Below are 21,277 nucleotides of genomic sequence, written 5' to 3'. Positions count from 1 at the left end.
AACTCCTCCAGGGTACGGGTCGCCGGGAACCGGAGCCCGCGAGTATCCGTTCACGATCACATGGGGCAGACGACGAAGGACTCGGACCGGCGCATCGGGCGCCGCGCGCTGCTCATCGGCGGGGCGGCGGCGGCCGTCGGCACCGCCGTGCTGGCCCGCGACGAGCTGGGGCGCCTGTGGTGGCGGCTGCCGAGCGTGGAGAAGCCGCGCAAGGAGGGCGAGGTCGACTTCCGCGGCGCGCGCTGGGTGGCGGCGTCGTCGGCGAACTGGCGCATGGCGGACCGGCCCGACGACTACGGCATAGACCGTGTGATCATCCACGTCACGCAGGGCAGCTACGCGAGCGCGGTGAAGGTCTTCCAGGACCCGGGCCACGGCGCGGCCACGCACTACATCGTCCGCCAGGACGGCCGCGTCACCCAGATGATCCGCGAGCTGGACGTGGCGTTCCACGCGGGCAACCGCGCGTTCAACGAACGCAGTGTGGGCATCGAGCACGAGGGCTTCGTCGACCGGCCGAAGGACTTCACGGACGCGATGTACGAGGCGTCGGCCCGTCTGACGGCCCGGATCTGCGCCCGGTACGACCTGCCGGTCGACCGGGAGCACATCATCGGGCACGTCGAGGTGCCGGGCACGGACCACACGGACCCCGGGCCGCACTGGGACTGGGACCGGTACATACCGATGGTCCGCAGGGCTGCGGCGCGGGCGACCGCGGAGCCGTCCAGGGGCAGCGCCTGAGCCCTCCGCCCGAGGCGTCCCGATCCCGGCCACTCCCGGCCACTCCCGGCCACTCCCGGCCGCTCCCGGCCGCTCCCGCCCGGATCGCCGCTCCCCACGCGCTCGCCGCGGGGGGAGCGCTCAGCTCAGCCCCGCCGACCTGGCCCGTTCCACAGCCGGACCGATCGCCTTCGCGACGGCCTCGACGTCCGCCTCCGTGGAGGTGTGGCCGAGGGAGAAGCGCAGGGTGCCGCGGGCGAGGTCCGGGGCGGTCCCCGTGGCGAGCAGTACGTGACTGGGCTGGGCGACGCCCGCGGTGCAGGCGGAGCCCGTGGAGCACTCGATGCCCTGGGCGTCGAGCAGCAGGAGCAGTGAGTCGCCCTCGCAGCCGGGGAAGGTGAAGTGCGCGTTCGCGGGCAGCCGGCCCTCGCGCGACGGGTCGCCGCCGAGGATCGCGTCCGGCACGGCCGCGCGCACGGCGTCCACGAGCTCGTCGCGGAGCCCGCCGATCTCACGGGCGAACCACTCGCGCTGCCCGGCGGCGGTCCGCCCGGCCACCGCGAAGGCGGCCACGGCGGGCACGTCCAGCGTGCCGGAGCGCACATGGCGTTCCTGGCCGCCGCCGTGCAGCACGGGCACCGGGCTGTACTCGCGGCCCAGGAGCAGCGCTCCGATGCCGTACGGGCCGCCGATCTTGTGGCCCGAGACGGTCATGGCGGCGAGGCCCGAGGCGCCGAAGTCGACGGGGACCTGCCCGAAGGCCTGGACGGCGTCGGCGTGCAGAGGAACGCCGAACTCCTTGGCCACGTCGGCCAGTTCACGGACCGGCATCAGGGTGCCGATCTCGTTGTTGGCCCACATGACGGTGGCCAGCGCGACGTCGTCGGGGTTGCGGGCGAGGGCCTCGCGCAGGGCGTCGGGGTGGACGCGTCCGTACGCGTCGACCGGGAGGTACTCGACGGTGGCGCCCTCGTGCTCGCCGAGCCAGTGGACGGCGTCGAGGACCGCGTGGTGCTCCACGGGGCTGGCGAGCACCCGGGTACGGTCCGGCTCGGCGTCGCGGCGGGACCAGTAGAGGCCCTTGACGGCGAGGTTGTCGGCCTCGGTGCCGCCGGAGGTGAGGACCACCTCGCTGGGGCGGGCGCCCAGGGCGTCCGCGAGTGTCTCGCGGGACTCCTCGACCGTTCTGCGGGCGCGGCGGCCCGCGGCGTGCAGGGAGGAGGCGTTGCCCGTGACGGCGAACTGGGCGGTCATTGCCTCGACCGCCTCCGGGAGCATGGGGGTGGTCGCGGCGTGGTCGAGGTAAGCCATGGTGGGGCCGATTCTACGGGCCCGCCGTCCACGCTCCGGGCGGGTGGTCCCGCCCGGGGGCCGCGGGCGGACGCGAACGCACCGCGCACGGGTGCGCGGTGCGTGGCTCCGGGCGTCCGGCGGCGGTCTCAGAAGCTCCAGGACAGCGTGCTGTCCGCCGACATGAAGGCCAGCAGGACCACGAGGTCGGCGATGCCGAGGCCGAGACCGAGGAGCGCGCGGCCGCGCCGGGCGGTGCCCCGGAGGAGGGCCAGCGAGGCCAGGACGATGGACAGGGGGCCGAGGAAGACGTTCAGGGCCAGCAGGCCCACGAGCCCCAGGATGAAGGACGCGACGGCCATGCCGTCGGCGTCACGGGCGGAGTCGCGGCGCCGCGGGGCGGCGGTGGTGAGTTCCATGGTTCTGCTCCCAACAGGCAGTCGTGCGAGGTCGGTCGGCTGCGCGGGTGCGCGTTGGTCAGTTGCCGGTCGCGCGCCTGCGCGCGTGGCGTTCGCGGGCCGCGAAGACGGCCAGCCAGACCGCGACGACGGCGGCGGCGACGAGGGTGAAGGACAGCGGCGCGTGGGCCACGGTGCCCAGTACGACGCCCAGCAGCAGGAGCGCTGCGACGAGGAACAGCATGGGATTCCTCTCGTGGAAGTCCGGCGAGCGGCCGTGTCCGTCCGGACGGTTCCGGATGTTCCCGGGACCCGACAGCTCGGTGAACGCTTGTGGTAACAGTTGTTCACTGACTTGTGAGTCTAACCCTTCGCGCGACTTTGCAATCACGGAGAACAGTTGTTGACTGCATGGCATGAGTCACACCCTCGGCGCCCGGCAGGTCCAGAAGCAGAAGACCCGGCAGGCGCTGCTGGACGCCGCGTTGGGGCTGCTGGAGGAGCAGAGCCTCAGCAGCCTGGGCCTGCGCGAGGTCACGCGGGCCGTCGGGGTGGCACCGACCGCCTTCTACCGGCACTTCCACTCGACGGCGGACCTGGGCGTCGCCCTCGTCGAGGAGGCCCTCGGCAGCCTGCACCCGATGATCGCGGGCACGGTGTCGGCGTCCGGGGACAGCGGCGAGCGCATAGACCGGGCCGTCTCCCTGATCGCCCGTCATGTCCGCGAGCACCCCGCGCACATCCGCTTCATCGCCCGGGAGCGCAACGGCGGCGTGCAGAAGGTCCGGGCGGCGATCGCCGAGCAGATGGCCAGGTTCACCGCCGAGGTGAGGACCGAACTCGCCGGGCAGCCCGAGTCCGTCGGCTGGAGCGACGACGACCTGCTGATGCTCGCCGGGCTCTACGTGGACCAGATGCTGATGACCGCCGGCGCCTTCCTGGAGGCGACCCCCGGGGAAGTCGACCAGGTGGCCCGCGAGGCGACGCGCCGGATGCGCCTCATCAGCATCGGCCGCCGCCACTGGCTGGACTGACGGCACGCCGGCCCTCGCGCACGGGCCCCGCACCGGCCCCGCACCGGCCCGCCCCCTGCCCGCCGCCCGCACCGGCCCGCCCTGCCCGCCGCCCGGCCCGTCACCCCGCCGAGCGCCCGAAGGGGCCCGCCCCTGCCCGGAGGGCGTTCCGGACGGCCTTCGGGGACCGCGTGCGATCACCCGTCCGCGGGCACCGCGCAGGAGTTCACCGCGCACGACCCGCGGACACACCGAGGGGCAGGCCGGCAGGCCTGCCCCTCGCACCGTCAGCGCGGCTCCGGCACCGTCAGCGCGCCCGCGGGTCGGGCGCAGGCGCGCCCGGCCGGAGCCGCGCCCGCACCGGCAGCGTCAGCGCGCCCGCGGGTCAGGCGAGTCGCGCCCGGGCGAGCTGGCGCGACTGTGCGACGAGCCGGTCAGCGCTGTCCCAGACCTCGGCGTCCTCCTCCAGGAAGCCGCCGGCGAGGTTGCGGGTGGTGATCGAGACCCGCAGCGGGCCCGGGGCGGGACGGCTGCGCACGTGCACGGTCAGCTCCACCGTGGGCACCCAGCCCGAGAGGCCGAGTTCGAAGGCGGTCGGCGGCAGCGCGTCCACCGCCAGGAGCAGCGAGAGGGGGTCCGCGTCCCGGCCGTCGGCCAGCCCGAACCAGGACCGCATCTCGCCCTTGCCCGACGGCGCGCCCAGGGCCCAACCCAGTGTCGCGGGGTCGAGTTTGAGCATCAGCCGGTCGGTGATGGCGGAACCGCCGGGGACGGGCGCCGGGCCGTCCTCCGGACCGAAGCACTGGTCCATCGGCGGGATGACGGGCGGCACGGCGGTCGTGCGCACGTCGTCCGGCAGGGCGTCGAGGTCTCCGTACGAGGCCAGGACGCGGATCCGCTCCACCTCGCGGCCGGCGTCGTCGTACTGGAAGAGCGAGGCCGTGCCGGTGGACAGGGTGCGGCCGGAGCGTACGACGTCGGTGCGCACGACCGCGGGGCCCGGGTGCGACGCCGTCAGATAGTGCGCCGAGATCGTGAACGGGTCGGCGTGCGGCAGGGCGTCGGCGAGCGCGCGGCCGAGCACGGCCAGCAGGTAGCCGCCGTTGACGGCGCTGATGATCGTCCAGCCGGCGGACAGGTCGATGTCGTAGACGCCCGTCTCGCGCCGCGTGACCGCGGTGTCGCGGTCGAACTCGCTGTCGCCGATCCTGGCCTGCACGGCGGGCAGGGAAGCTGCTTCTGACATACCTGAACGGTACAACAGCCAATTACTAAGCGGTAGCTTTTTCCGTTTCGGTCACATGATCGCGGAGCCCGTTCACTCCGGCACCTCGATCGCCGTGGACCTGCGGTGCCAGGCCCGGGGGGCCCTCCAGTGGTAGCGCATCGCGAGCAGCCTCAGCACGAAGGCGGTGACGACCGCGAGTCCGGAGGTGAAGGCGTTCAGGACGTCGTAGCGGATGCACAGGGCGACCATCGTGGCGCCGACGATGGCGGGCACCGCGTACAGGTCGCGGTCCCAGCGCAGCAGCGACGGCACCTCGTTGGCGAGCACGTCGCGCAGCACACCGCCGCCCACCGCCGTCGCGAGGCCGAGCGCCGCGGAGGAGGTGAGGCCGAGCCCGTAGTCGTACGCCCTGACCGTGCCCGCGACGCAGAAGAGGCCGAGCCCCGCTGCGTCGAAGATGTTCGCTCCCACCTGGATGCGCTCGACCTCCGGGTGGAGGAAGAAGACCAGCAGCGCGGCCAGCAGCGGGGTGAGGAAGTACCCGAGGTCCGAGAACGCGGCCGGCGGCACGGCGCCGATGATCAGGTCCCGGAGCAGTCCGCCGCCCAGGGCGGTGACCTCGGCGAGGACCGCGATCCCGAAGACGTCGAAGTTCTTGCGGACGGCAAGCAGCGCCCCGGAGATCGCGAAGACGAAGATGCCGACCAGGTCGATCACATGCTGGACGGACGGGTTGAAGAGTTGATCGAGCACCGGGACATTCTCACCCGGCGCCGGACATGCATCGAACGGGAGAGCGCAATCCGCGCTCTCCCGTTCGGCTGCGACGTGCCCGGGCCCTGGGGCCCGGGACTCACTTCTCCGTCGGCTCCGGGCTCTCGCCCTCGGTACCGGCGTCGGCCGCCGCAGCGGCGTCGTCCCCGGCGTTCCCGGCCTCGGGCCCGGACGTCTTCGCGACGTCCGCCGGCTCCTCGGTGGCGGCCGCGGCGGCCCGCTCGGCCTCCGCCAGCTCCGCCGCCGTGCCCACCGCGACCAGCTCGACGGCGTCACGGGCGGCCGTCAGCAGCACGGTGTCGTGCGGCGCCTGGTCCTCGGCGTTCTCCGGGTGGTGGCAGGCGACCTGCTGACCCGGCTTCAGCTCCAGCAGCGGCGGCTCGACGGTCTTGCAGATCTCCGTGGCCTTCCAGCACCGCGTGTGGAAGCGGCAGCCGCTCGGCGGCGAGATCGGCGAGGGCACGTCGCCCTTGAGCAGGATGCGCTCGCTCTTGGCCGACCGGCGCCTGGGGTCCGGGATCGGCACGGCCGACATCAGCGCCTTGGTGTACGGGTGCATCGGCGCCTTGTACAGCGAGTCGCGGTCGGCGAGTTCGACGATCTTGCCGAGGTACATCACCGCGATGCGGTCCGAGACATGGCGTACGACGGAGAGGTCGTGCGCGATGATCACGTACGTGAGGCCCAGCTCCTGCTGGAGGTCGTCCAGCAGGTTCACCACCTGCGCCTGGATCGACACGTCGAGCGCGGAGACCGGCTCGTCCGCCACGACCAGCTTCGGGTTGAGCGCGAGCGCGCGGGCGATGCCGATGCGCTGGCGCTGACCGCCGGAGAACTCGTGCGGGTAGCGGTTGTAGTGCTCGGGGCTCAGCCCGACCACCGACAGCAGCCGCTGCACCTCCTTCTTGATGCCGCCCTCGGGCGTGACGCCCTGGAGCTTGAAGGGGGCGCCGACGATCGTGCCGATCGTGTGACGCGGGTTCAGCGACGAGTACGGGTCCTGGAAGATCATCTGGACGTCGCGGCGCATCGGCCGCATCGCCCCGACGCCGAGGTGCGTGATGTCCCTGCCCTCGAACTCCACGGTGCCCGCGGTCGGTTCGAGGAGCCGCGTGATCAGCCGGCCCATCGTCGACTTGCCGCAGCCCGACTCGCCCACGACACCGAGGGTCTCGCCGGACTTGACCTCGAAGTCGATGCCGTCGACCGCCCGCACCGCGCCGACCTGCCGCTGGAGCAGGCCCTTGCGGATCGGGAAGTGCTTCTGCAGGCCGGTGACCTTCAGAAGCGTCTCGCCGGGGGCGGCGTTCTTGGTGAGCGTCGCCGAGCCGGTGCTCTGTGCAGGGATGCTCACTGCCTTGTCCTCTGCGTTCTCACTCACAGCTTGGGCGCAATCTCTTCGATCCAGATCCGCTCCCGCTGCTCCTGCGTCATGTGGCAGGCGGCCCAGTGCTGGCTGCCGACCTCTGACAGCTCGGGGCGGACCGTGCGGGTGACGTTGTCCTTGGGGACGTCCGCGTACGGGCAGCGCGGGTTGAAGGCGCAGCCCGACGGGATGTTGATCAGCGAGGGCGGGGAGCCCTTGACCGGGATCAGGCGCTCGGTCTGCTCACGGTCCAGGCGCGGCATGGAGCCGAGCAGACCCCACGTGTACGGGTGCCGCGGCTCGTAGAAGACCTTCTCCGCCGGACCGCGCTCGATGCAGCGTCCGCCGTACATCACCAGGATGTCGTCGGAGAGTTCCGCGACGACGCCGAGGTCGTGGGTGATGACGATGACCGCGGAGCCGAACTCCTTCTGCAGGTCCCGGATGAGGTCGAGGATCTGCGCCTGGACGGTCACGTCCAGGGCGGTCGTCGGCTCGTCCGCGATCAGCAGCTCGGGGTTGTTGACCAGCGACATCGCGATCATCGCGCGCTGGCGCATACCGCCGGAGAACTCGTGCGGGTAACTGTCCACCCGCTTGTCCGGCTGGGGGATCCCGACGCGGTCGAGCATCTCGACGGCGCGCCTGCGCGCCGTCTTCTTGTCGACCTTGTTGTGGATCCGGTACGCCTCCACGATCTGCTGACCGATCGTGTAGTACGGGTGCAGCGCCGACAGCGGGTCCTGGAAGATCATCGCCATCTCCCGGCCACGCAGCTTGCGCACGTAGTCGGGGTCGGCGGAGAGCAGTTCCGTGCCGTCGAGCCAGATCTCGCCGGAGATCTGGGCCTTGCGCTTGCCGTACTGGCCGGCGGTGTGCAGGCCCATGATGCCGAGCGAGGTCACCGACTTGCCGGAGCCGGACTCGCCCACGATGCCGAGGGTCTTGCCCTTCTCCAGCGTGAAGTTGAGCCCGTCGACGGACTTGACCAGTCCGTCGTCCGTCGGGAAGTGCACCTTCAGGTCGCGGACTTCGAGGAAGGCGGACGGCGGTCGTGAGTCCTTCACGGGCTCGGTCATGGCCGCTCCGCTCTTGCTGAGTTCGGTCATGACAGCCTCACTCGGGGGTCGATCACGGCGTACAGGAGGTCGACGACCAGGTTGGCGAAGATCACCGCGAGCGAGGTGATCAGCGTGACGCCAAGGATGATCGGCAGGTCCTTCGTGTTGATCGCCGTCAGCACGGCCTGGCCGAGGCCGGGCAGGCTGAATGTGGTCTCGGTCAGGATCGCGCCGCCGATGAGGGCGCCGAGGTCCATACCGAACATCGTGAGGATCGGCGTCATGGTGGAACGCATCGCGTGCTTTCCGATGACGACCGGCTCACGCAGGCCCTTCGCGCGGGCCGTGCGGATGTAGTCCTCGCCGAGGATCTCCAGCATGGTGGCGCGGGTGATCCGGGCGTACATGGCCGCGTAGAGGAAGGCCAGCGTGACCCAGGGAAGGATCATGCCGCCGAACCAGCCGGTGGGACTCTCCGCGAAGGGTACGTACTGGGCGTCGAGCCATCCGAGCCCGTAACTGAAGATCGCGAGCGACAGCAGACCCGTGAAGTAGATCGGGAGCGAGACGCCGCTGAGGGCGACGATCATCGCACCGCGGTCCCACAGGGAGCCGCGCTTGAGCGCCGAGAGCACACCCGCAGCGACACCGAAGATCAGCCACAGCACGGCGGCACCGAGCGCGAGAGCCAGGGTCACTGGGAAGCGGTCGGTGAGCACCGGCCAGATGGCCTGCTCGTTGCGGAAGGAGTAGCCGAAGCACGGGGCCGCGCAGTTCGTGACATCGCCGCCGGACGCGTAGGTGCGTCCCACGAAGAGGCCCTTGAAGAACTCCCAGACCTGAACGAAGATCGGCTCGCCCAGCCCGAGCTTCTGTCGGACGGCCTCGATCGCCGCGGGGTCGGCCTGCTTGCCCACGAACATCGTGGCCGGGTCCACGCCCGCCCAGCGGGGGACGAGGAAGAAGATGCCGAAGACCACCAGAATGATGACCACCAGCATCACTGCGGCGGCGAAGAGCCGCCTGATGAGGTAAGCGAGCACTGCTCTCGGCCCGGCGGCGGTGCCGCGGGCCACCGGAGGTTGTCCGGTGGCCCGCGGGTCACGCCGCGCCGGCCTTCACCTGCCTTTCGTGCCGTATGGCGGGTGCGCCGGTCGGTATTACTTCTTCAGAGCCAGGTTCACGAAGTCGTACTGACCGCTGTAGTTGTCGGTCGTGTAGACGTTCGCGAGGTTGCTGCCACGCCAGTTGACGAACTTCTCGAAGACGAAGGGCAGGTAGTAGCCGCCCTCCATGACCTTGTGGTTGATCTCCGTGGAAAGCTCGACCTTCTTCGCCTCGTCCAGCTCCTTGACGTAGCTGTCGAAGAGGCCGTCGATCGTCTTGTCGTCGATCAGGGCGAAGTTGTTGTTGCCGCTCTCGAGGATGTACTTGCCGCTCCACAGCGGGAGACCGAAGCCCTGGACGGTCGGGAAGTCCGGGCCCCAGCCCATGATGATGATGCCGTAGCCCTTCTTCTTCACGTTGGCGGGGCTACCGATGATGCCGCTGGTCTGGGCGCCGTCGTACTGGTCGATGTCGACGGTGATGCCGACCTTCTTCAGCGAGGCCTGGAGGGACTCGGCCGTGGCGACCTCGACCGGCTTGTTGTTGCGCACCGCGATGGTGGTCTTGAAGCCGTTCGGCTTGCCGCAGGCCTTGAGCTCTTCCTTGGCCTTGGCGACGTTGCCGTTCTTGTTCGTCGTCGCGGACTCGTACGGGTCGTACTTCTGACCCTCGGCGCCCGGGACGGACGGCGGCAGCATGTTGGTGCCGATGTCGCCGCCGGCGACCGGGCCGCCACGCGCGGTCTGGAGCGACTCGTGGTCGGCACCGTAGATGACGGCCTTGCGGCAGTGCTCGTTGTCGAACGGCTTCACGCTCTGCGGGAAGACGGCGTAACGGACGTAGCCGGAGACCGGGTTGTCCAGGTTGGCCTTGTGCTTCTTCAGGGCGGTGGTGCGGCCCTGCGGCGACATGCCGGTCTGGTTGATGTCCAGGTCGTAGTCGCCGTTGATCAGGCGCTGGTCCATGTCATTGGCGTTCGTGAACAGGTTCAGCGTGATCTTGTCCGGGTACGCCTTGCGGATGGGGTCCGAGGACGCCTTCCACTCGGTGTTGCGAACGAGCACCAGGCTCTTGTTCGGCGTGTACGACTCGAACTTGTACGGGCCGGACGAGAACGGCTTCAGGCCGTACTTGGACTTGGTGTCCTTGTCCTGGCGGACCGGCGCGGAGGAGGCCAGCGCCAGGATGTCCTCGAAGTCCGAGTTGGCCTGCGGAAGCTTGAAGATGATGGTCTTCGCGTCCGGGGTCTCGATCGCCTTGAGGCCGAGCTTGTCCTTGGACTTGTCCTTGTAGGGACCCTTGTACTCGCCCTTGGGGTCGAGGATGTCCTTCAGGTAGACCGGGCCACCCGACAGCACGTCCTGAGCCCACTGGCGCTCGATGCCGTACTTGATGTCCTGGGAGGTGATCGGCTTGCCGTCCTCCCACGTCACGCCGTCACGCAGGGTGTACGTGTAGGTCTTGCCGTCGTCGGTGACCTTCGCCGTGCTGGTGGCGAGGTCCGGCGTCAGCTTCGCGCCGGCGGCACCGGGCTCGGCGTTGCCGGTCACCAGGGTGCGGCTGTAGTACCGCATGAAGTTCCAGGCGAAGCCGTAGTAGCCGCGCGTGGTGTCCCACGAGTCGGCGTCCTGGACGCCCGCGAACTTCAGCGTGCCGCCCTTCTTCGCGAGGGAGGCCTGGGCCGCCTTGTTGTTCGCAGCGTCGAAGCCGGCCGCGCCGTTCTTGGAACCGCCGCCCTCGTTCTTGTCGTCGCCGCCGCCGCACGCCGCCGTGGACAGCAGTGCAGCGACCACGGCTGCGGCGGCCACGGCCTGCTTGCGCCGCCCTGTGGTGCGTTGGGTAATCACTCGGATCCTCCGTGTGTGTAGCGGCCCGTCCAAGGGGGGACGGGCCCGGGGGTACGGCAGTTCAGCGGGAACCCTTCGGGTCGAGCGCATCGCGTACGCCGTCGCCGAAGAGGTTGAAGGAGAGCACGGTGATGAAGATCGCTACACCCGGGATGACCATGTACATCGGGTCCGAGTCGTAGTAGTCGATCGCGGAGGAGAGCATCTGTCCCCACGAGGCCGAGGGCGGCTTGACGCCCACGCCCAGGAAGCTGAGCGCGGCCTCGGTGAGGATGTTGGTCGGGATCATCATCGTCGTGTACACGATGATCGGCGCGACCAGGTTGGGCAGCAGCTCCTTGAACAGGATGTAGAACCGCCCGGCCCCGAGACTACGCGCGGCCTCGACGTACTCGCGCTCACGCATCGAGAGGGTCTGGCCCCGCACCACGCGGCCGACGTAGGGCCAGCCGAAGAATCCGATCACCAGGATCATGACGAACAGGCGCACGCCCGTACCCGTCAGGCCCAGCATCTCGTTCGGCATGACCGAGACCAGCGCGATGATGAAGAGCAGCTGCGGGAAGGCCAGCAGGCCGTCCATCACGCGGCTGATGAGCGCGTCGAGCCAGCCGCCGAAGTAGCCGGCGAGGACACCGAGGATGGTACCCAGCACGACCGCGACCAGGGCCGACAGGAAGCCGACCAGGAGCGAGACCTGGGCGCCGTAGACGATGCGGGCGAAGATGTCGCGGCCGCTGACCGGCTCGACACCGAGCAGGTGGTCACCGCTGATCCCGCCGTACGACCCGATGGGGGTCGAGAAGAGCGGGTCGATCAGGTTCTCGTGGTGGGTCTCGGGGTCCTGTCCGACCAGGCTCGTGATCAGTGGCGCGAAGACCGCGACCAGGATCAGCACGAGCACCACGACGCCACCCGTCAGGGCCAGCTTGTCCCGCTTCAGGCGCTCCCAGGCGATGCGGCCGAGGGAACGTCCTTGTACCGCCTTCGCCTCGGCGGAGCCGGCGATTGCCGCCTCCTCGGCCGCGCTCGGCGCGACTTCAGCCGTCGGCTCGTGCAATGGTGCCGTCATCTGGCAGGGACCCCTCTCAACCGGCGGTAGCCGGCCCACACTTGCCGCTGTAGCGGCGTGATCAGTCCGTCGTACACAGGAGCTAAACGTCCTGGAGTCGTGAGTCTTCAACGCCTCGGCGATCTGTAGCCAGACCTGAAGGTGAATGGATGCGCAAACGTGATGCCGTCAGGAGGATTCCGTTATCCGAACGGTGGGTAACGGGGGTCGGACACATGTCAATTGGTACGCAAGGGGCCTTACAGCACATTTACCCGCGTAGATACGGACATTCCACCCACGGGTCGCCGCAAGTGGAACCGATCGTTCCGCGAAGTGGGGTCAGTAGGCGCCGGGGAATCCGTAGCCGCCGGCGGCGGGCGCCTGAGCGGGCGCCGCGTGGGCCTCGCGGTCGTAGAACGGTCGCGCGTTGGCCCGCATCCACAGCGCCACGGGGTCGTACTCGTCGGACATCGCCACGGTCGACACGGGCAGCCCCTCGGGCACCGCGCCGATCGACTGCTGCATCATGGCCCGCACCGAGTCCACCGCGGGCGGACTCGTGTCGTACACGTCGAGACCGATGGCCAGATAGGGCGCCCCGAGAGCGGGCTGCACCCAGGCACGGCGGAGCGAGCGGACGGCCGGTGTGCGGTGCGCGTTCTGCGTGAGCAGGGCGTAGAACTGGGGGATCTCGATGCCCGGTTCGGCCAGCCGGAGCGGGCCCGCGGGCTGCCGCTCCAGCCCGGTGGCGAGCCGGCGCAGATCGAGCCAGGGGACGCCCAGGCCGCCGCCCGGCGCGTGCGGGTTCAGCCAGAGGCCGAAGTGGTCGGGATACAGCGTGCGGGCGACGTCGAGTCCGTCGACCACCTCGTACGAGCGGTTCCAGCCGCTGGCGGAGAGCTCCTGGGCGGAGGTCACGCACGGGGCGTAGCCGAAGCCGTCGACCTCCATGTTCCCGTACTGGGCGTCGGGCGAGCCGGACTGGCCGTGCCACAGCAGCATCCAGACCTGACCGGAGGACGGGGTCGCGAGAGCGCGAAGGAGCGCCTCGTAGGCGTCGTAACGCCCGGGCGTGACTTGGCGCAGCATGTGCTCGACCTGCCCGGCCGCGGCCGTGCCCGACGCGCTCACCTTCTACCGCCCCTTCGCGACATCCCTGACATACGGGTCCGATCCGGCCGGGAGACCGCCGCGTCCGCACGCGGCACCACCCCGACCCGGCCATTCTGCATCGTCCGGGGGAGCAACCCCCGGACCCCGGCCGAAAAGACGACGACCCCGACCGGGCCATGAAACCAGCTTAAGTCGCGATCCTGACAGCGACTTGACGCGGGCGGTCGCTGCTCGGCCGTGCGACGTCAGTGCCCGTGCTGGTAGAAGGGGCGCACCTGGGCGCGCAGCCAGTCCCCCACCGGGTCCTGTGCGACGTCGAGGAACACGAGGTTCACCGCGTGCCCCACGGGCACCCGGCCGAGCGCCCGGCCCAGGGCGTCCAGCGGGAGCGTGCGCGCGCCCTCGTCCCAGTGGGCCAGTTCGACCCCGATGAACATCACGGGGTCGCCGCCCTCGATGCTCGCGAGGCAGCGCCGGGCGCTGAGGACGACCCCCGCGGCGGCGAACTCCGCCGAGGCCGCGGCCAGGAAGTCCACCGGGTCGTCCTGCCAGTCGGGCTGGAACAGCCGGACCCGGCCGCCCCCGGAGAACCCGTCGAGCGCGGTCCGGCCCGCCCGGCACAGTTCGGCGACGGCGGGCGGCGGCAGCGGGACGCCGACCGTGCCGTCCGGGTTCACCGCGATGCCCACCTGCGGCGGCAGGCCGCGCGCGAACTCGACGGCGGGCGCGACGGTGTACGCCATGTGGTCGCCGACGACCTGGCGGAACTGCTGCTCCGAGGTGAACACCGGTACGTACGCCTGGCCGCCCAGTTCCATCGTGGGCAGGTCGAGGGTGCCGCTCTGCGGACCGCCGCCCTCGGGCAGCGGCACCCAGAGGAAGCTGCGGGTGGCCACCTCCACGATCCGGGCGCCCGTGGAGGGCGACGCGGCGAGGCCGAGGGAGGCGGCGAGCACCTCCTCCAGCTCGTTGCCGGGCCAGCCGGTGTGCGGGTGGGGGTGCGCGAGGGGGCCCTGTGCCGGGAACCCTTGTGCCGGAATGTCCTGTGCCGGGATGTCCATCTGCCTACCGCCTGCTCGAACCGCCTTCTGCGGTTGACGAGATTACGCGTACGGAGCCGTACGCGAGGAAATCCCGCCGGTCGTCCCGGCCCTCGGACACCGGCCCGGCGGCCGCCGGGCGGTCGGGACCGCCGGGCCGCCGCTCCCGACGGCCGCCGGCCTGCCCTGAACGGATCCGGCCGGCGCAGGTCGGCGCCCGACGGCACCCGCACGGCTCCCCGGCGACTCCGGGAGCCGGCCCGGCCGCCGGTTCAGTCGTCGCCGAAGTCGATCCGCCGCAGCACGTCCACCGCGGCCCGGTCGACGAGGACGGCCGAGCCGCAGCCCTCCGGGAGGTCGCCCTTCTCGACGGAGCGCAGCAGTCGCGCGACCGCGCCGCGGTGCCGCGCGAACGCGTACCGCGAGACGCCCCGGCCGCGCTCGCGCTGGCCGTCCAGGGCCGTGCCCGGGTCGACGTCGAGCAGCAGGAGGTGCAGCGTGCCGCCCCTGCGGCGGGCGTCGCGGGCGAGCCAGCCGCGCACCCAGGCCTGCGTGCCGCAGTCGTGCACGACGACGCCCTCGCCGGAGCGCAGCGCCCGGCGCAGGCCCGTGTAGTGCGCGAACCGGACGAGGGGGCGGTAGACCGCGTACGGCAGGAAGCGGCCGAGGCGCCCGTCCCAGCGGTCGCGGGTGTCCTGGGAGTCGACGCGGCGACCCGTGACCGTGCGGCGCATAAGGGTCGACTTGCCGCTGCCCGGCAGGCCGGTGACCACCACCAGGTCGGCCGCTCCGAAGCGCAGGCCGTGCGGGCTGTGCCCGGCGCGCTCGCGCAGGTCGCGGACGACGGGCGCCGCCGCGAGCGGGCCGCACGCCTCCGCGGCCGGGACAGTGGGCTGCTCGGGCAGCGCGATGGCCGCGCTCGTGGCGTACGCCGTGGTCCTGTTCACCCTGATCGTCCTCCCCATGGGGTCGGGAGACCCATCCCCGTCGAGTGTAAAGAGAAGGTAATGCGCGAGTCCCCTCATTTGTGTTCTCGTCCTGCCACAGCCCCGTCACAGATCGTGGCGACCGCCCGCCGGGCCCGGGCGGACGCCGCACCGGGCCCGTCCGGGGCCGCGGGCCGTGCCGGGGGAGGCCACTGCCGTGTCACTCGGATGCGTGCAATGATGTGCCCGCCAACTGCATACCGGCCGCTTGAATCCGCGCGGGAGAGTTCCGGACACGTACTGCTCGTACGCGTTCCCGGACGCCGAAGGAGCAAGTCCCTCCCTTGAATCTCTCAGGCACCGTTACCGCGCGGGCGAGGCACATCTGAAAAGCGGGCCGCTCTCCGTGGCTCCACCCAAGGTGCAAATCAGGACCACCGTTTCGCGGGGTCCTGATGAACCTCTCAGGTTCCGATGACAGATGGGGAGGAAAGACCTCGCCGTCATGCCTTGGGAGCCCCACCGATGAGCAGCACCGCACCCGTAGCCCCGCGCCGTACCGCGCTCGACGCCCTGCACCGCTCGCTGGGCGCGACGATGACCGACTTCGCCGGCTGGGACATGCCGCTGCGCTACGGCTCCGAGCGCGACGAGCACCTCGCCGTACGCGGCCGCGCCGGCCTCTTCGACCTCTCCCACATGGGCGAGATCACCGTGACCGGACCGCAGGCGGCGGCGCTCCTGAACCACGCGCTCGTCGGCAACATCGCCTCCGTCGGTGTCGGCCGCGCCCGCTACACCATGATCTGCCGGGCCGACGGCGGCATCCTCGACGACCTCATCGTGTACCGGCTCGCGGAGACCGAGTACATGGTCGTGGCCAACGCCTCGAACGCGCAGACCGTCCTGGACGCCCTGGTCGAGCGCGCCGCGGGCTTCGACGCCGCCGTGCGCGACGACCGCGACGCCTACGCGCTGCTCGCCGTCCAGGGCCCCGAGTCGCCCGGCATCCTGAAGTCGCTGACGGACGCCGACCTCGACGGCCTGAAGTACTACGCCGGCCTGCCCGGCACCGTCGCGGGCGTCCCCGCCCTGATCGCCCGCACCGGCTACACCGGCGAGGACGGCTTCGAGCTCTTCGTCGCCCCGGCCGACGCCGAGCGGCTGTGGCAGGCGCTGACCGAGGCGGGCGCCCCGGTCGGCCTGGTGCCCTGCGGGCTGTCCTGCCGCGACACCCTGCGCCTGGAGGCGGGCATGCCGCTGTACGGGCACGAGCTGACCACCGCGCTCACCCCGTTCGACGCGGGTCTCGGGCGGGTCGTGAAGTTCGAGAAGGAGGGCGACTTCGTGGGGCGCGAGGCGCTGTCGGCGGCCGCCGCCCGCGCCGAGTCCGAGCCCCCGCGCGTCCTCGTCGGCCTGGTCGCCGAGGGCCGCCGCGTCCCTCGGGCCGGCTACCCGGTCGTCGCCGACGGCAAGGTCGTCGGCGAGATCACGTCCGGCGCGCCCTCGCCGACGCTGGGCCGGCCGATCGCCATGGCGTACGTCGACGCCGCGCACGCCGTGCCCGGCACCGCGGGTGTCGGGGTCGACATCCGGGGCAGCCACGAACCGTACGAGGTCGTGGCTCTGCCGTTCTACAAGCGCCGGAAGTGACACTGGTCGCCGGGCGCCGGTCCTGACACCGGCCCCGGCCGCCGGGCACTCCCCGGCGTCCCCGCGCCTCGCGTGACCCCGGACACACCGACCGGGTCACCCCCAGTCCCCCGCATCAGCACTCCCCCGCGTACAGGAGAATTCAGGCCATGAGCAACCCCCAGCAGCTGCGCTACAGCAAGGAGCACGAGTGGCTGTCGGGCGCCGAGGACGGCGTCTCGACGGTCGGCATCACGGAGCACGCGGCCAACGCGCTCGGCGATGTCGTGTACGTCCAGCTCCCGGAGGTCGGTGACACGGTGACCGCGGGCGAGACCTGCGGCGAGCTGGAGTCGACCAAGTCGGTCAGCGACCTGTACTCGCCCGTCACCGGCGAGATCGCCGAGGTCAACCAGGACGTCGTGGACGACCCGGCGCTCGTGAACACGGCCCCCTTCGAGGGCGGCTGGCTGTTCAAGGTACGGGTCGCGGAGGAGCCGAAGGACCTGCTCTCCGCGGACGAGTACACCGAATTCTCCGGATCCTGAGGACCCCGATGTCGCTTCTGAACACGCCCCTCCACGAGCTCGACCCGGACGTCGCCGCCGCCGTCGACGCCGAGCTGCTCCGCCAGCAGTCCACCCTCGAGATGATCGCCTCGGAGAACTTCGCCCCGGTCGCGGTCATGGAGGCCCAGGGCTCGGTCCTCACCAACAAGTACGCCGAGGGCTACCCGGGCCGCCGCTACTACGGCGGCTGCGAGCACGTCGACGTCGCCGAGCAGATCGCGATCGACCGCGTCAAGGACCTCTTCGGCGCCGAGTACGCGAACGTCCAGCCGCACTCGGGCGCCTCCGCCAACCAGGCCGCGCTGTTCGCCATGGCCCAGCCCGGCGACACCATCCTCGGCCTGGACCTGGCCCACGGCGGCCACCTGACCCACGGGATGCGGCTGAACTTCTCCGGCAAGCAGTTCGACGTGGTCGCGTACCACGTGGACGCGGCCGGCCTGGTCGACATGGCCGAGGTCGAGCGGCTCGCCAAGGAGCACCGCCCCAAGGTGATCATCGCGGGCTGGTCGGCGTACCCGCGGCAGCTCGACTTCGCCGAGTTCCGCCGGATCGCGGACGAGACCGGCGCCCTGCTGTGGGTCGACATGGCCCACTTCGCGGGCCTGGTCGCGGCCGGTCTCCACCCGAACCCGGTGGAGTACGCGGACGTGGTCACCTCCACCACCCACAAGACCCTGGGCGGACCGCGCGGCGGCATCATCCTGGCGAGGAAGGAGTTCGCCAAGAAGCTGAACTCGTCCGTCTTCCCCGGCTTCCAGGGCGGACCGCTGGAGCACGTGATCGCCGCCAAGGCCGTCTCCTTCAAGGTCGCCGCCTCGGAGGAGTTCAAGGAGCGCCAGCAGCGCACCCTGGACGGCGCCCGGATCCTGGCCGAGCGCCTGGTCCGGGACGACGTCACGCGGCACGGCGTGTCCGTGCTGTCCGGCGGCACGGACGTGCACCTGGTCCTGGTGGACCTGCGCGACAGCGAGCTCGACGGGCAGCAGGCCGAGGACCGCCTCCACGAGGTCGGCATCACGGTCAACCGGAACGCGGTCCCGAACGACCCGCGTCCGCCGATGGTCACCTCGGGCCTGCGGATCGGCACGCCCGCCCTCGCCACCCGCGGCTTCGGGGACGAGGACTTCGCGGAGGTCGCGGACGTGATCGCGGAGACCCTCAAGCCGTCCTACGACGCGGCGGCCCTCAAGGCCCGCGTGTCCGCTCTGGCCGACAAGCACCCGCTGTACCCCGGCCTGAAGTAATTTCGTACGCTTTTGTACGTCCTACTGTCCGGGGCACCGCGCACACTGGACCGTGTGCGGTGCCCCGGGCCGTGAGCGGCCCTCCCGTCCCCCGTCACCCACCGCCCTGCTCGAAGCGCTCCGCGCGCTGCGTCTGCGCACCACCCGGCCGACAACGGCGTCGGCCGAAACCCTGAGGAGTACCCCGTGGCCATCTCGGTCTTCGACCTGTTCTCGATCGGCATCGGCCCGTCCAGCTCCCACACGGTCGGCCCCATGCGGGCGGCCCGCATCTTCGCCCGCCGGCTCCGCAACGAGGACGTCCTCGCCCCGGTGGCCTCGATACGCGCCGAGCTGTACGGCTCACTGGGTGCGACCGGCCACGGGCACGGCACCCCCAAGGCGGTGCTGCTGGGCCTGGAGGGCGCCTCCCCCCGGACCGTCGACGTCGAGAAGGCGGACGAGCGGGTGGAGGAGATCAGGACGTCCGGGCGCCTGAGCCTGCTCGGCGAGCACGAGATCGCCTTCTCCTTCGACGACGACCTGGTCCTGCACCGCCGCAAGACCCTGCCGTACCACGCGAACGGCATGACGCTGTGGGCGTTCGACGCCTCGGGCGCCGAGCTGCTGTCGAAGACGTACTACTCGGTGGGCGGCGGCTTCGTCGTCGACGAGGACGCGGTCGGCGCGGACCGCATCGTGCTGGACGACACGGTCCTCAAGTACCCCTTCCGCACGGGCGACGAACTGCTGCGCCTGACGAAGGAGACCGGCCTGTCGATCTCCTCGCTCATGCTGGAGAACGAGCGGGCCTGGCGCACCGAGGAGGAGATCCGCGAGGGCCTGCTGGCGATCTGGCGGGTGATGCAGGCCTGCGTCTCGCGCGGCATGGCCCGCGAGGGCATCCTGCCGGGCGGCCTGCGGGTGCGCCGCCGCGCCGCCGTCTCGGCCCGGCAGCTGCGTGCCGAGGGCGACCCGCTGGCCCACGCCATGGAGTGGATCACCCTCTACGCGATGGCGGTCAACGAGGAGAACGCGGCGGGCGGGCGGGTGGTGACCGCCCCGACGAACGGCGCCGCCGGCATCATCCCGGCGGTCCTGCACTACTACATCAACTTCGTGCCCGGAGCGGACGAGGACGGGGTCGTGCGCTTCCTGCTCGCCGCGGGCGCCATCGGCATGCTCTTCAAGGAGAACGCCTCCATCTCGGGTGCCGAGGTCGGCTGCCAGGGCGAGGTCGGCTCGGCGTGCTCGATGGCCGCCGGGGCGCTCGCGGAGGTGCTCGGCGGTTCCCCCGAGCAGGTCGAGAACGCCGCCGAGATCGGCATGGAGCACAACCTCGGCCTGACCTGCGACCCGGTCGGCGGCCTGGTCCAGATCCCCTGCATCGAGCGCAACGGCATGGCCGCGGTCAAGGCCGTCACCGCCGCGAAGATGGCGATGCGCGGCGACGGCTCGCACAAGGTCTCCCTCGACAAGGTCATCAAGACGATGAAGGAGACCGGGGCCGACATGAGCGTCAAGTACAAGGAGACCGCCCGCGGCGGGCTCGCGGTGAACATCATCGAGTGCTGACCCCGGGCCGGCCCCGCATCCGGGCCACCTGGCACTTCCACCGGTGCACCGACGCACCGCTGGACAAGGATGTGGCGGCCTTCGCCACCCGCGCCGGGCTGAGGGCGTGGCGAACCCGTGAGGGAGGCCGTGTCCGCGGACCGTACGGCCGAGGGGCGCCCCCGCCGGTCCGGCGGGGGCGCCCCTCGTGTGCCGCTCACTTGTTCAGGTGGGTCCAGAACTCGTCGAACGAGAGCAGCTTGTCCCCGTCGAGGTCCTGAGCGGCGATGACGGCCTCGGCCACCGACTCGGTGACGTTCCAGTCGCCGCCCTGGGCCAGGGCCTTCTTGAACTCGGCGGCGGTGATGTAGCCGTCCCCGTCCCCGTCGATGCGCTCGAACGCCTTGCGTGCTTCCTCGATGTCCGCCACCGGACCCGCCCCTTCTTGGTGCTTCACTGACGAGGCCAGATTAACGTTCCGGCCGGAAGCGACGTGCGGCGACCACCCTGCGGCCGCCCGCCGGCGGGCGGCCCCCGCGGCGGACGGCCGGGCACCCCTCGCCGATCATGGCGTGGAGACGGGGCTCCCGGTCCGCGGGGCCGGGGACGGGACGAAGGGCGGTGTCGTGGCAGGCACTCTGCGGGGCATTCTCGACGCGGCGGCGCGCGGGGTCTTCCCGCCGCCGGACGGCGGCACGACGGTGGTGCCGCAGCACACGCACCGCGACGCGGGTGTCGTCGCCTTCACCGCGCACTCGGTCGTGTTCACGGACGAACCGGAGGACTGGGTCCGCGAGGAGCTGGCGCGGACCGGCTGCGATCCGCTGGCCGCGACGATGCATCCGCGTTTCCTGACGGCCTTCATGGAGCGTACGGGGCGCACGACGGACACCGTCGACCTGCTGACGGTGGCGTCGCCGCTGCCGGGTCCGCCCCCGCTCGCCCTGGTCGAGCTGCACGACCCGGACCATCCCCGGGCGGTCCGGGCGCGCGGGCGCCGCGACGGGGTACGGGTGTGGGCCGCCGACGGGGGCGTGCTCGTCCTGGGGCGCGGGGTGGCCGGCCGGCTGGAGGCCGCGGCGGAGGTGGACGGGGCGGCGCGCCACCGGGGGCTGGGGCGGGCGCTGGCCTCGGCGGCCCGGCATCTGGCCGGGGGCGAGCCGGTGTGGGCCCAGCAGGCCGCCGGCAACGCCCGCAGCGTACGGGCGTTCCAGGCGGCCGGCTACCGGCCCGTGGGGGCGGAGGCGCTGCTCGCCGCCCCTCGGGACGGTGGGGCGCGGTCCGGCGCCGGGCACCCTCCCGGGGGCCGTTCGCGCGGACCGCGGGAAGGGGGCCCCGGCGCCTGAGCGGTCCGGT

General features: G+C 71.4%; 21 protein-coding genes and 2 riboswitches. Of the genes, 7 read left to right on the top strand and 14 right to left on the bottom strand.

Annotation, left to right across the window (positions count from 1 at the left end; all coding sequences use genetic code 11):
• Nucleotides 1-60 precede the first annotated feature (60 nt).
• A complete protein-coding gene (locus IE265_RS21765; protein ID WP_190037335.1) occupies nucleotides 61-744 on the top strand; it encodes an N-acetylmuramoyl-L-alanine amidase in 684 nt (227 codons plus the stop codon).
• Nucleotides 745-864: 120 nt separating this feature from the next.
• On the opposite strand, the gene IE265_RS21760 is transcribed toward IE265_RS21765, so the two are convergent.
• The 3 genes from IE265_RS21760 to IE265_RS21750 all read right to left on the bottom strand — a co-directional run bounded on the left by IE265_RS21760 (nucleotide 865) and on the right by IE265_RS21750 (nucleotide 2,655).
• Nucleotides 865-2,034 carry a cysteine desulfurase family protein gene (locus IE265_RS21760; protein ID WP_190037334.1) on the bottom strand — a complete coding sequence of 390 codons (1,170 nt, stop codon included), beginning with the start codon at nucleotides 2,032-2,034 and terminating at the stop codon, nucleotides 865-867.
• A gap of 128 nt (nucleotides 2,035-2,162) precedes the next feature.
• A complete protein-coding gene (locus IE265_RS21755; protein ID WP_190037333.1) occupies nucleotides 2,163-2,432 on the bottom strand; it encodes a DUF4190 domain-containing protein in 270 nt (89 codons plus the stop codon).
• Between the two features lie 58 nt (nucleotides 2,433-2,490).
• A complete protein-coding gene (locus IE265_RS21750) occupies nucleotides 2,491-2,655 on the bottom strand; it encodes a hypothetical protein (RefSeq protein WP_190037332.1) in 165 nt (54 codons plus the stop codon).
• A 172-nt stretch (nucleotides 2,656-2,827) separates the two neighbouring features.
• Here IE265_RS21750 and IE265_RS21745 point away from each other — a divergent pair, with 172 nt between their 5' ends.
• Nucleotides 2,828-3,445 (top strand): TetR family transcriptional regulator, encoded by a 618-nt coding sequence (locus IE265_RS21745; protein ID WP_190037331.1) that lies wholly within the window; start codon nucleotides 2,828-2,830, stop codon nucleotides 3,443-3,445.
• Between the two features lie 364 nt (nucleotides 3,446-3,809).
• Here IE265_RS21745 and IE265_RS21740 read toward each other — a convergent pair whose 3' ends face one another.
• From IE265_RS21740 to IE265_RS21695, 10 genes are all read right to left on the bottom strand, one after another.
• The gene (locus IE265_RS21740; protein ID WP_190037330.1) at nucleotides 3,810-4,670 is read right to left on the bottom strand and encodes a thioesterase family protein; all 861 of its coding nucleotides are present in this window, start codon (nucleotides 4,668-4,670) and stop codon (nucleotides 3,810-3,812) included.
• Nucleotides 4,671-4,742: 72 nt separating this feature from the next.
• Nucleotides 4,743-5,405, bottom strand: a complete 663-nt coding sequence (locus IE265_RS21735; RefSeq protein WP_190037329.1) for a trimeric intracellular cation channel family protein — start codon at nucleotides 5,403-5,405, stop codon at nucleotides 4,743-4,745.
• Nucleotides 5,406-5,505: 100 nt separating this feature from the next.
• Complete coding sequence (locus IE265_RS21730) at nucleotides 5,506-6,780, bottom strand: ABC transporter ATP-binding protein (protein WP_190037328.1); 1,275 nt, start codon at nucleotides 6,778-6,780, stop codon at nucleotides 5,506-5,508.
• Nucleotides 6,781-6,803: 23 nt separating this feature from the next.
• On the bottom strand, nucleotides 6,804-7,901 hold the full coding sequence (locus IE265_RS21725; protein WP_190037327.1) for an ABC transporter ATP-binding protein: 1,098 nt from the start codon (nucleotides 7,899-7,901) through the stop codon (nucleotides 6,804-6,806).
• Nucleotides 7,898-8,896, bottom strand: coding sequence for an ABC transporter permease (locus tag IE265_RS21720; RefSeq protein ID WP_190037326.1), 999 nt, complete (start codon nucleotides 8,894-8,896; stop codon nucleotides 7,898-7,900). The genes IE265_RS21725 and IE265_RS21720 overlap by 4 nt, the downstream gene beginning before the upstream one ends.
• Before the next feature lie 117 nt (nucleotides 8,897-9,013).
• A complete protein-coding gene (locus tag IE265_RS21715; protein WP_190037325.1) occupies nucleotides 9,014-10,807 on the bottom strand; it encodes an ABC transporter substrate-binding protein in 1,794 nt (597 codons plus the stop codon).
• A 61-nt stretch (nucleotides 10,808-10,868) separates the two neighbouring features.
• On the bottom strand, nucleotides 10,869-11,879 hold the full coding sequence (locus IE265_RS21710; protein ID WP_190037324.1) for an ABC transporter permease: 1,011 nt from the start codon (nucleotides 11,877-11,879) through the stop codon (nucleotides 10,869-10,871).
• 321 nt (nucleotides 11,880-12,200) lie between these two features.
• Nucleotides 12,201-12,992 carry an enhanced serine sensitivity protein SseB C-terminal domain-containing protein gene (locus IE265_RS21705; protein WP_190037323.1) on the bottom strand — a complete coding sequence of 264 codons (792 nt, stop codon included), beginning with the start codon at nucleotides 12,990-12,992 and terminating at the stop codon, nucleotides 12,201-12,203.
• Nucleotides 12,993-13,219: 227 nt separating this feature from the next.
• On the bottom strand, nucleotides 13,220-14,035 hold the full coding sequence (locus IE265_RS21700; protein ID WP_190037322.1) for an enhanced serine sensitivity protein SseB: 816 nt from the start codon (nucleotides 14,033-14,035) through the stop codon (nucleotides 13,220-13,222).
• A gap of 251 nt (nucleotides 14,036-14,286) precedes the next feature.
• Complete coding sequence (locus IE265_RS21695; RefSeq protein ID WP_229916384.1) at nucleotides 14,287-14,961, bottom strand: AAA family ATPase; 675 nt, start codon at nucleotides 14,959-14,961, stop codon at nucleotides 14,287-14,289.
• Nucleotides 14,962-15,209: 248 nt separating this feature from the next.
• Nucleotides 15,210-15,319, top strand: a riboswitch (glycine riboswitch).
• A riboswitch (glycine riboswitch) is annotated at nucleotides 15,320-15,431 on the top strand.
• A 34-nt stretch (nucleotides 15,432-15,465) separates the two neighbouring features.
• On the opposite strand from IE265_RS21695, the gene gcvT reads away from it, so the two are divergent.
• From gcvT to IE265_RS21675, 4 genes are all read left to right on the top strand, one after another.
• Nucleotides 15,466-16,593 (top strand): glycine cleavage system aminomethyltransferase GcvT, encoded by a 1,128-nt coding sequence (gene gcvT, locus IE265_RS21690; RefSeq protein ID WP_190037320.1) that lies wholly within the window; start codon nucleotides 15,466-15,468, stop codon nucleotides 16,591-16,593.
• Nucleotides 16,594-16,742: 149 nt separating this feature from the next.
• Entirely contained in the window at nucleotides 16,743-17,120 is a 378-nt protein-coding gene (gene gcvH, locus IE265_RS21685) for a glycine cleavage system protein GcvH (RefSeq protein WP_190037319.1), read from the top strand.
• An 8-nt stretch (nucleotides 17,121-17,128) separates the two neighbouring features.
• Entirely contained in the window at nucleotides 17,129-18,388 is a 1,260-nt protein-coding gene (glyA, locus tag IE265_RS21680; RefSeq protein ID WP_229916382.1) for a serine hydroxymethyltransferase, read from the top strand.
• 186 nt (nucleotides 18,389-18,574) lie between these two features.
• Entirely contained in the window at nucleotides 18,575-19,942 is a 1,368-nt protein-coding gene (locus tag IE265_RS21675) for an L-serine ammonia-lyase (RefSeq protein ID WP_190037318.1), read from the top strand.
• A gap of 196 nt (nucleotides 19,943-20,138) precedes the next feature.
• Here IE265_RS21675 and IE265_RS21670 read toward each other — a convergent pair whose 3' ends face one another.
• Nucleotides 20,139-20,351 carry an EF-hand domain-containing protein gene (locus tag IE265_RS21670; protein ID WP_190037435.1) on the bottom strand — a complete coding sequence of 71 codons (213 nt, stop codon included), beginning with the start codon at nucleotides 20,349-20,351 and terminating at the stop codon, nucleotides 20,139-20,141.
• Nucleotides 20,352-20,547: 196 nt separating this feature from the next.
• Between IE265_RS21670 and IE265_RS21665 the strand changes: the two genes are divergently transcribed.
• The gene (locus tag IE265_RS21665) at nucleotides 20,548-21,267 is read left to right on the top strand and encodes an N-acetyltransferase (RefSeq protein WP_229916380.1); all 720 of its coding nucleotides are present in this window, start codon (nucleotides 20,548-20,550) and stop codon (nucleotides 21,265-21,267) included.
• Nucleotides 21,268-21,277: the final 10 nt, after the last annotated feature.

This window comes from Streptomyces fructofermentans (assembly GCF_014651055.1).
GTDB lineage: Bacteria > Actinomycetota > Actinomycetes > Streptomycetales > Streptomycetaceae > Streptomyces > Streptomyces fructofermentans.
Note: the sequence above shows the minus strand (reverse complement) of the source record. Positions and strands in the feature narration are given on the sequence as shown.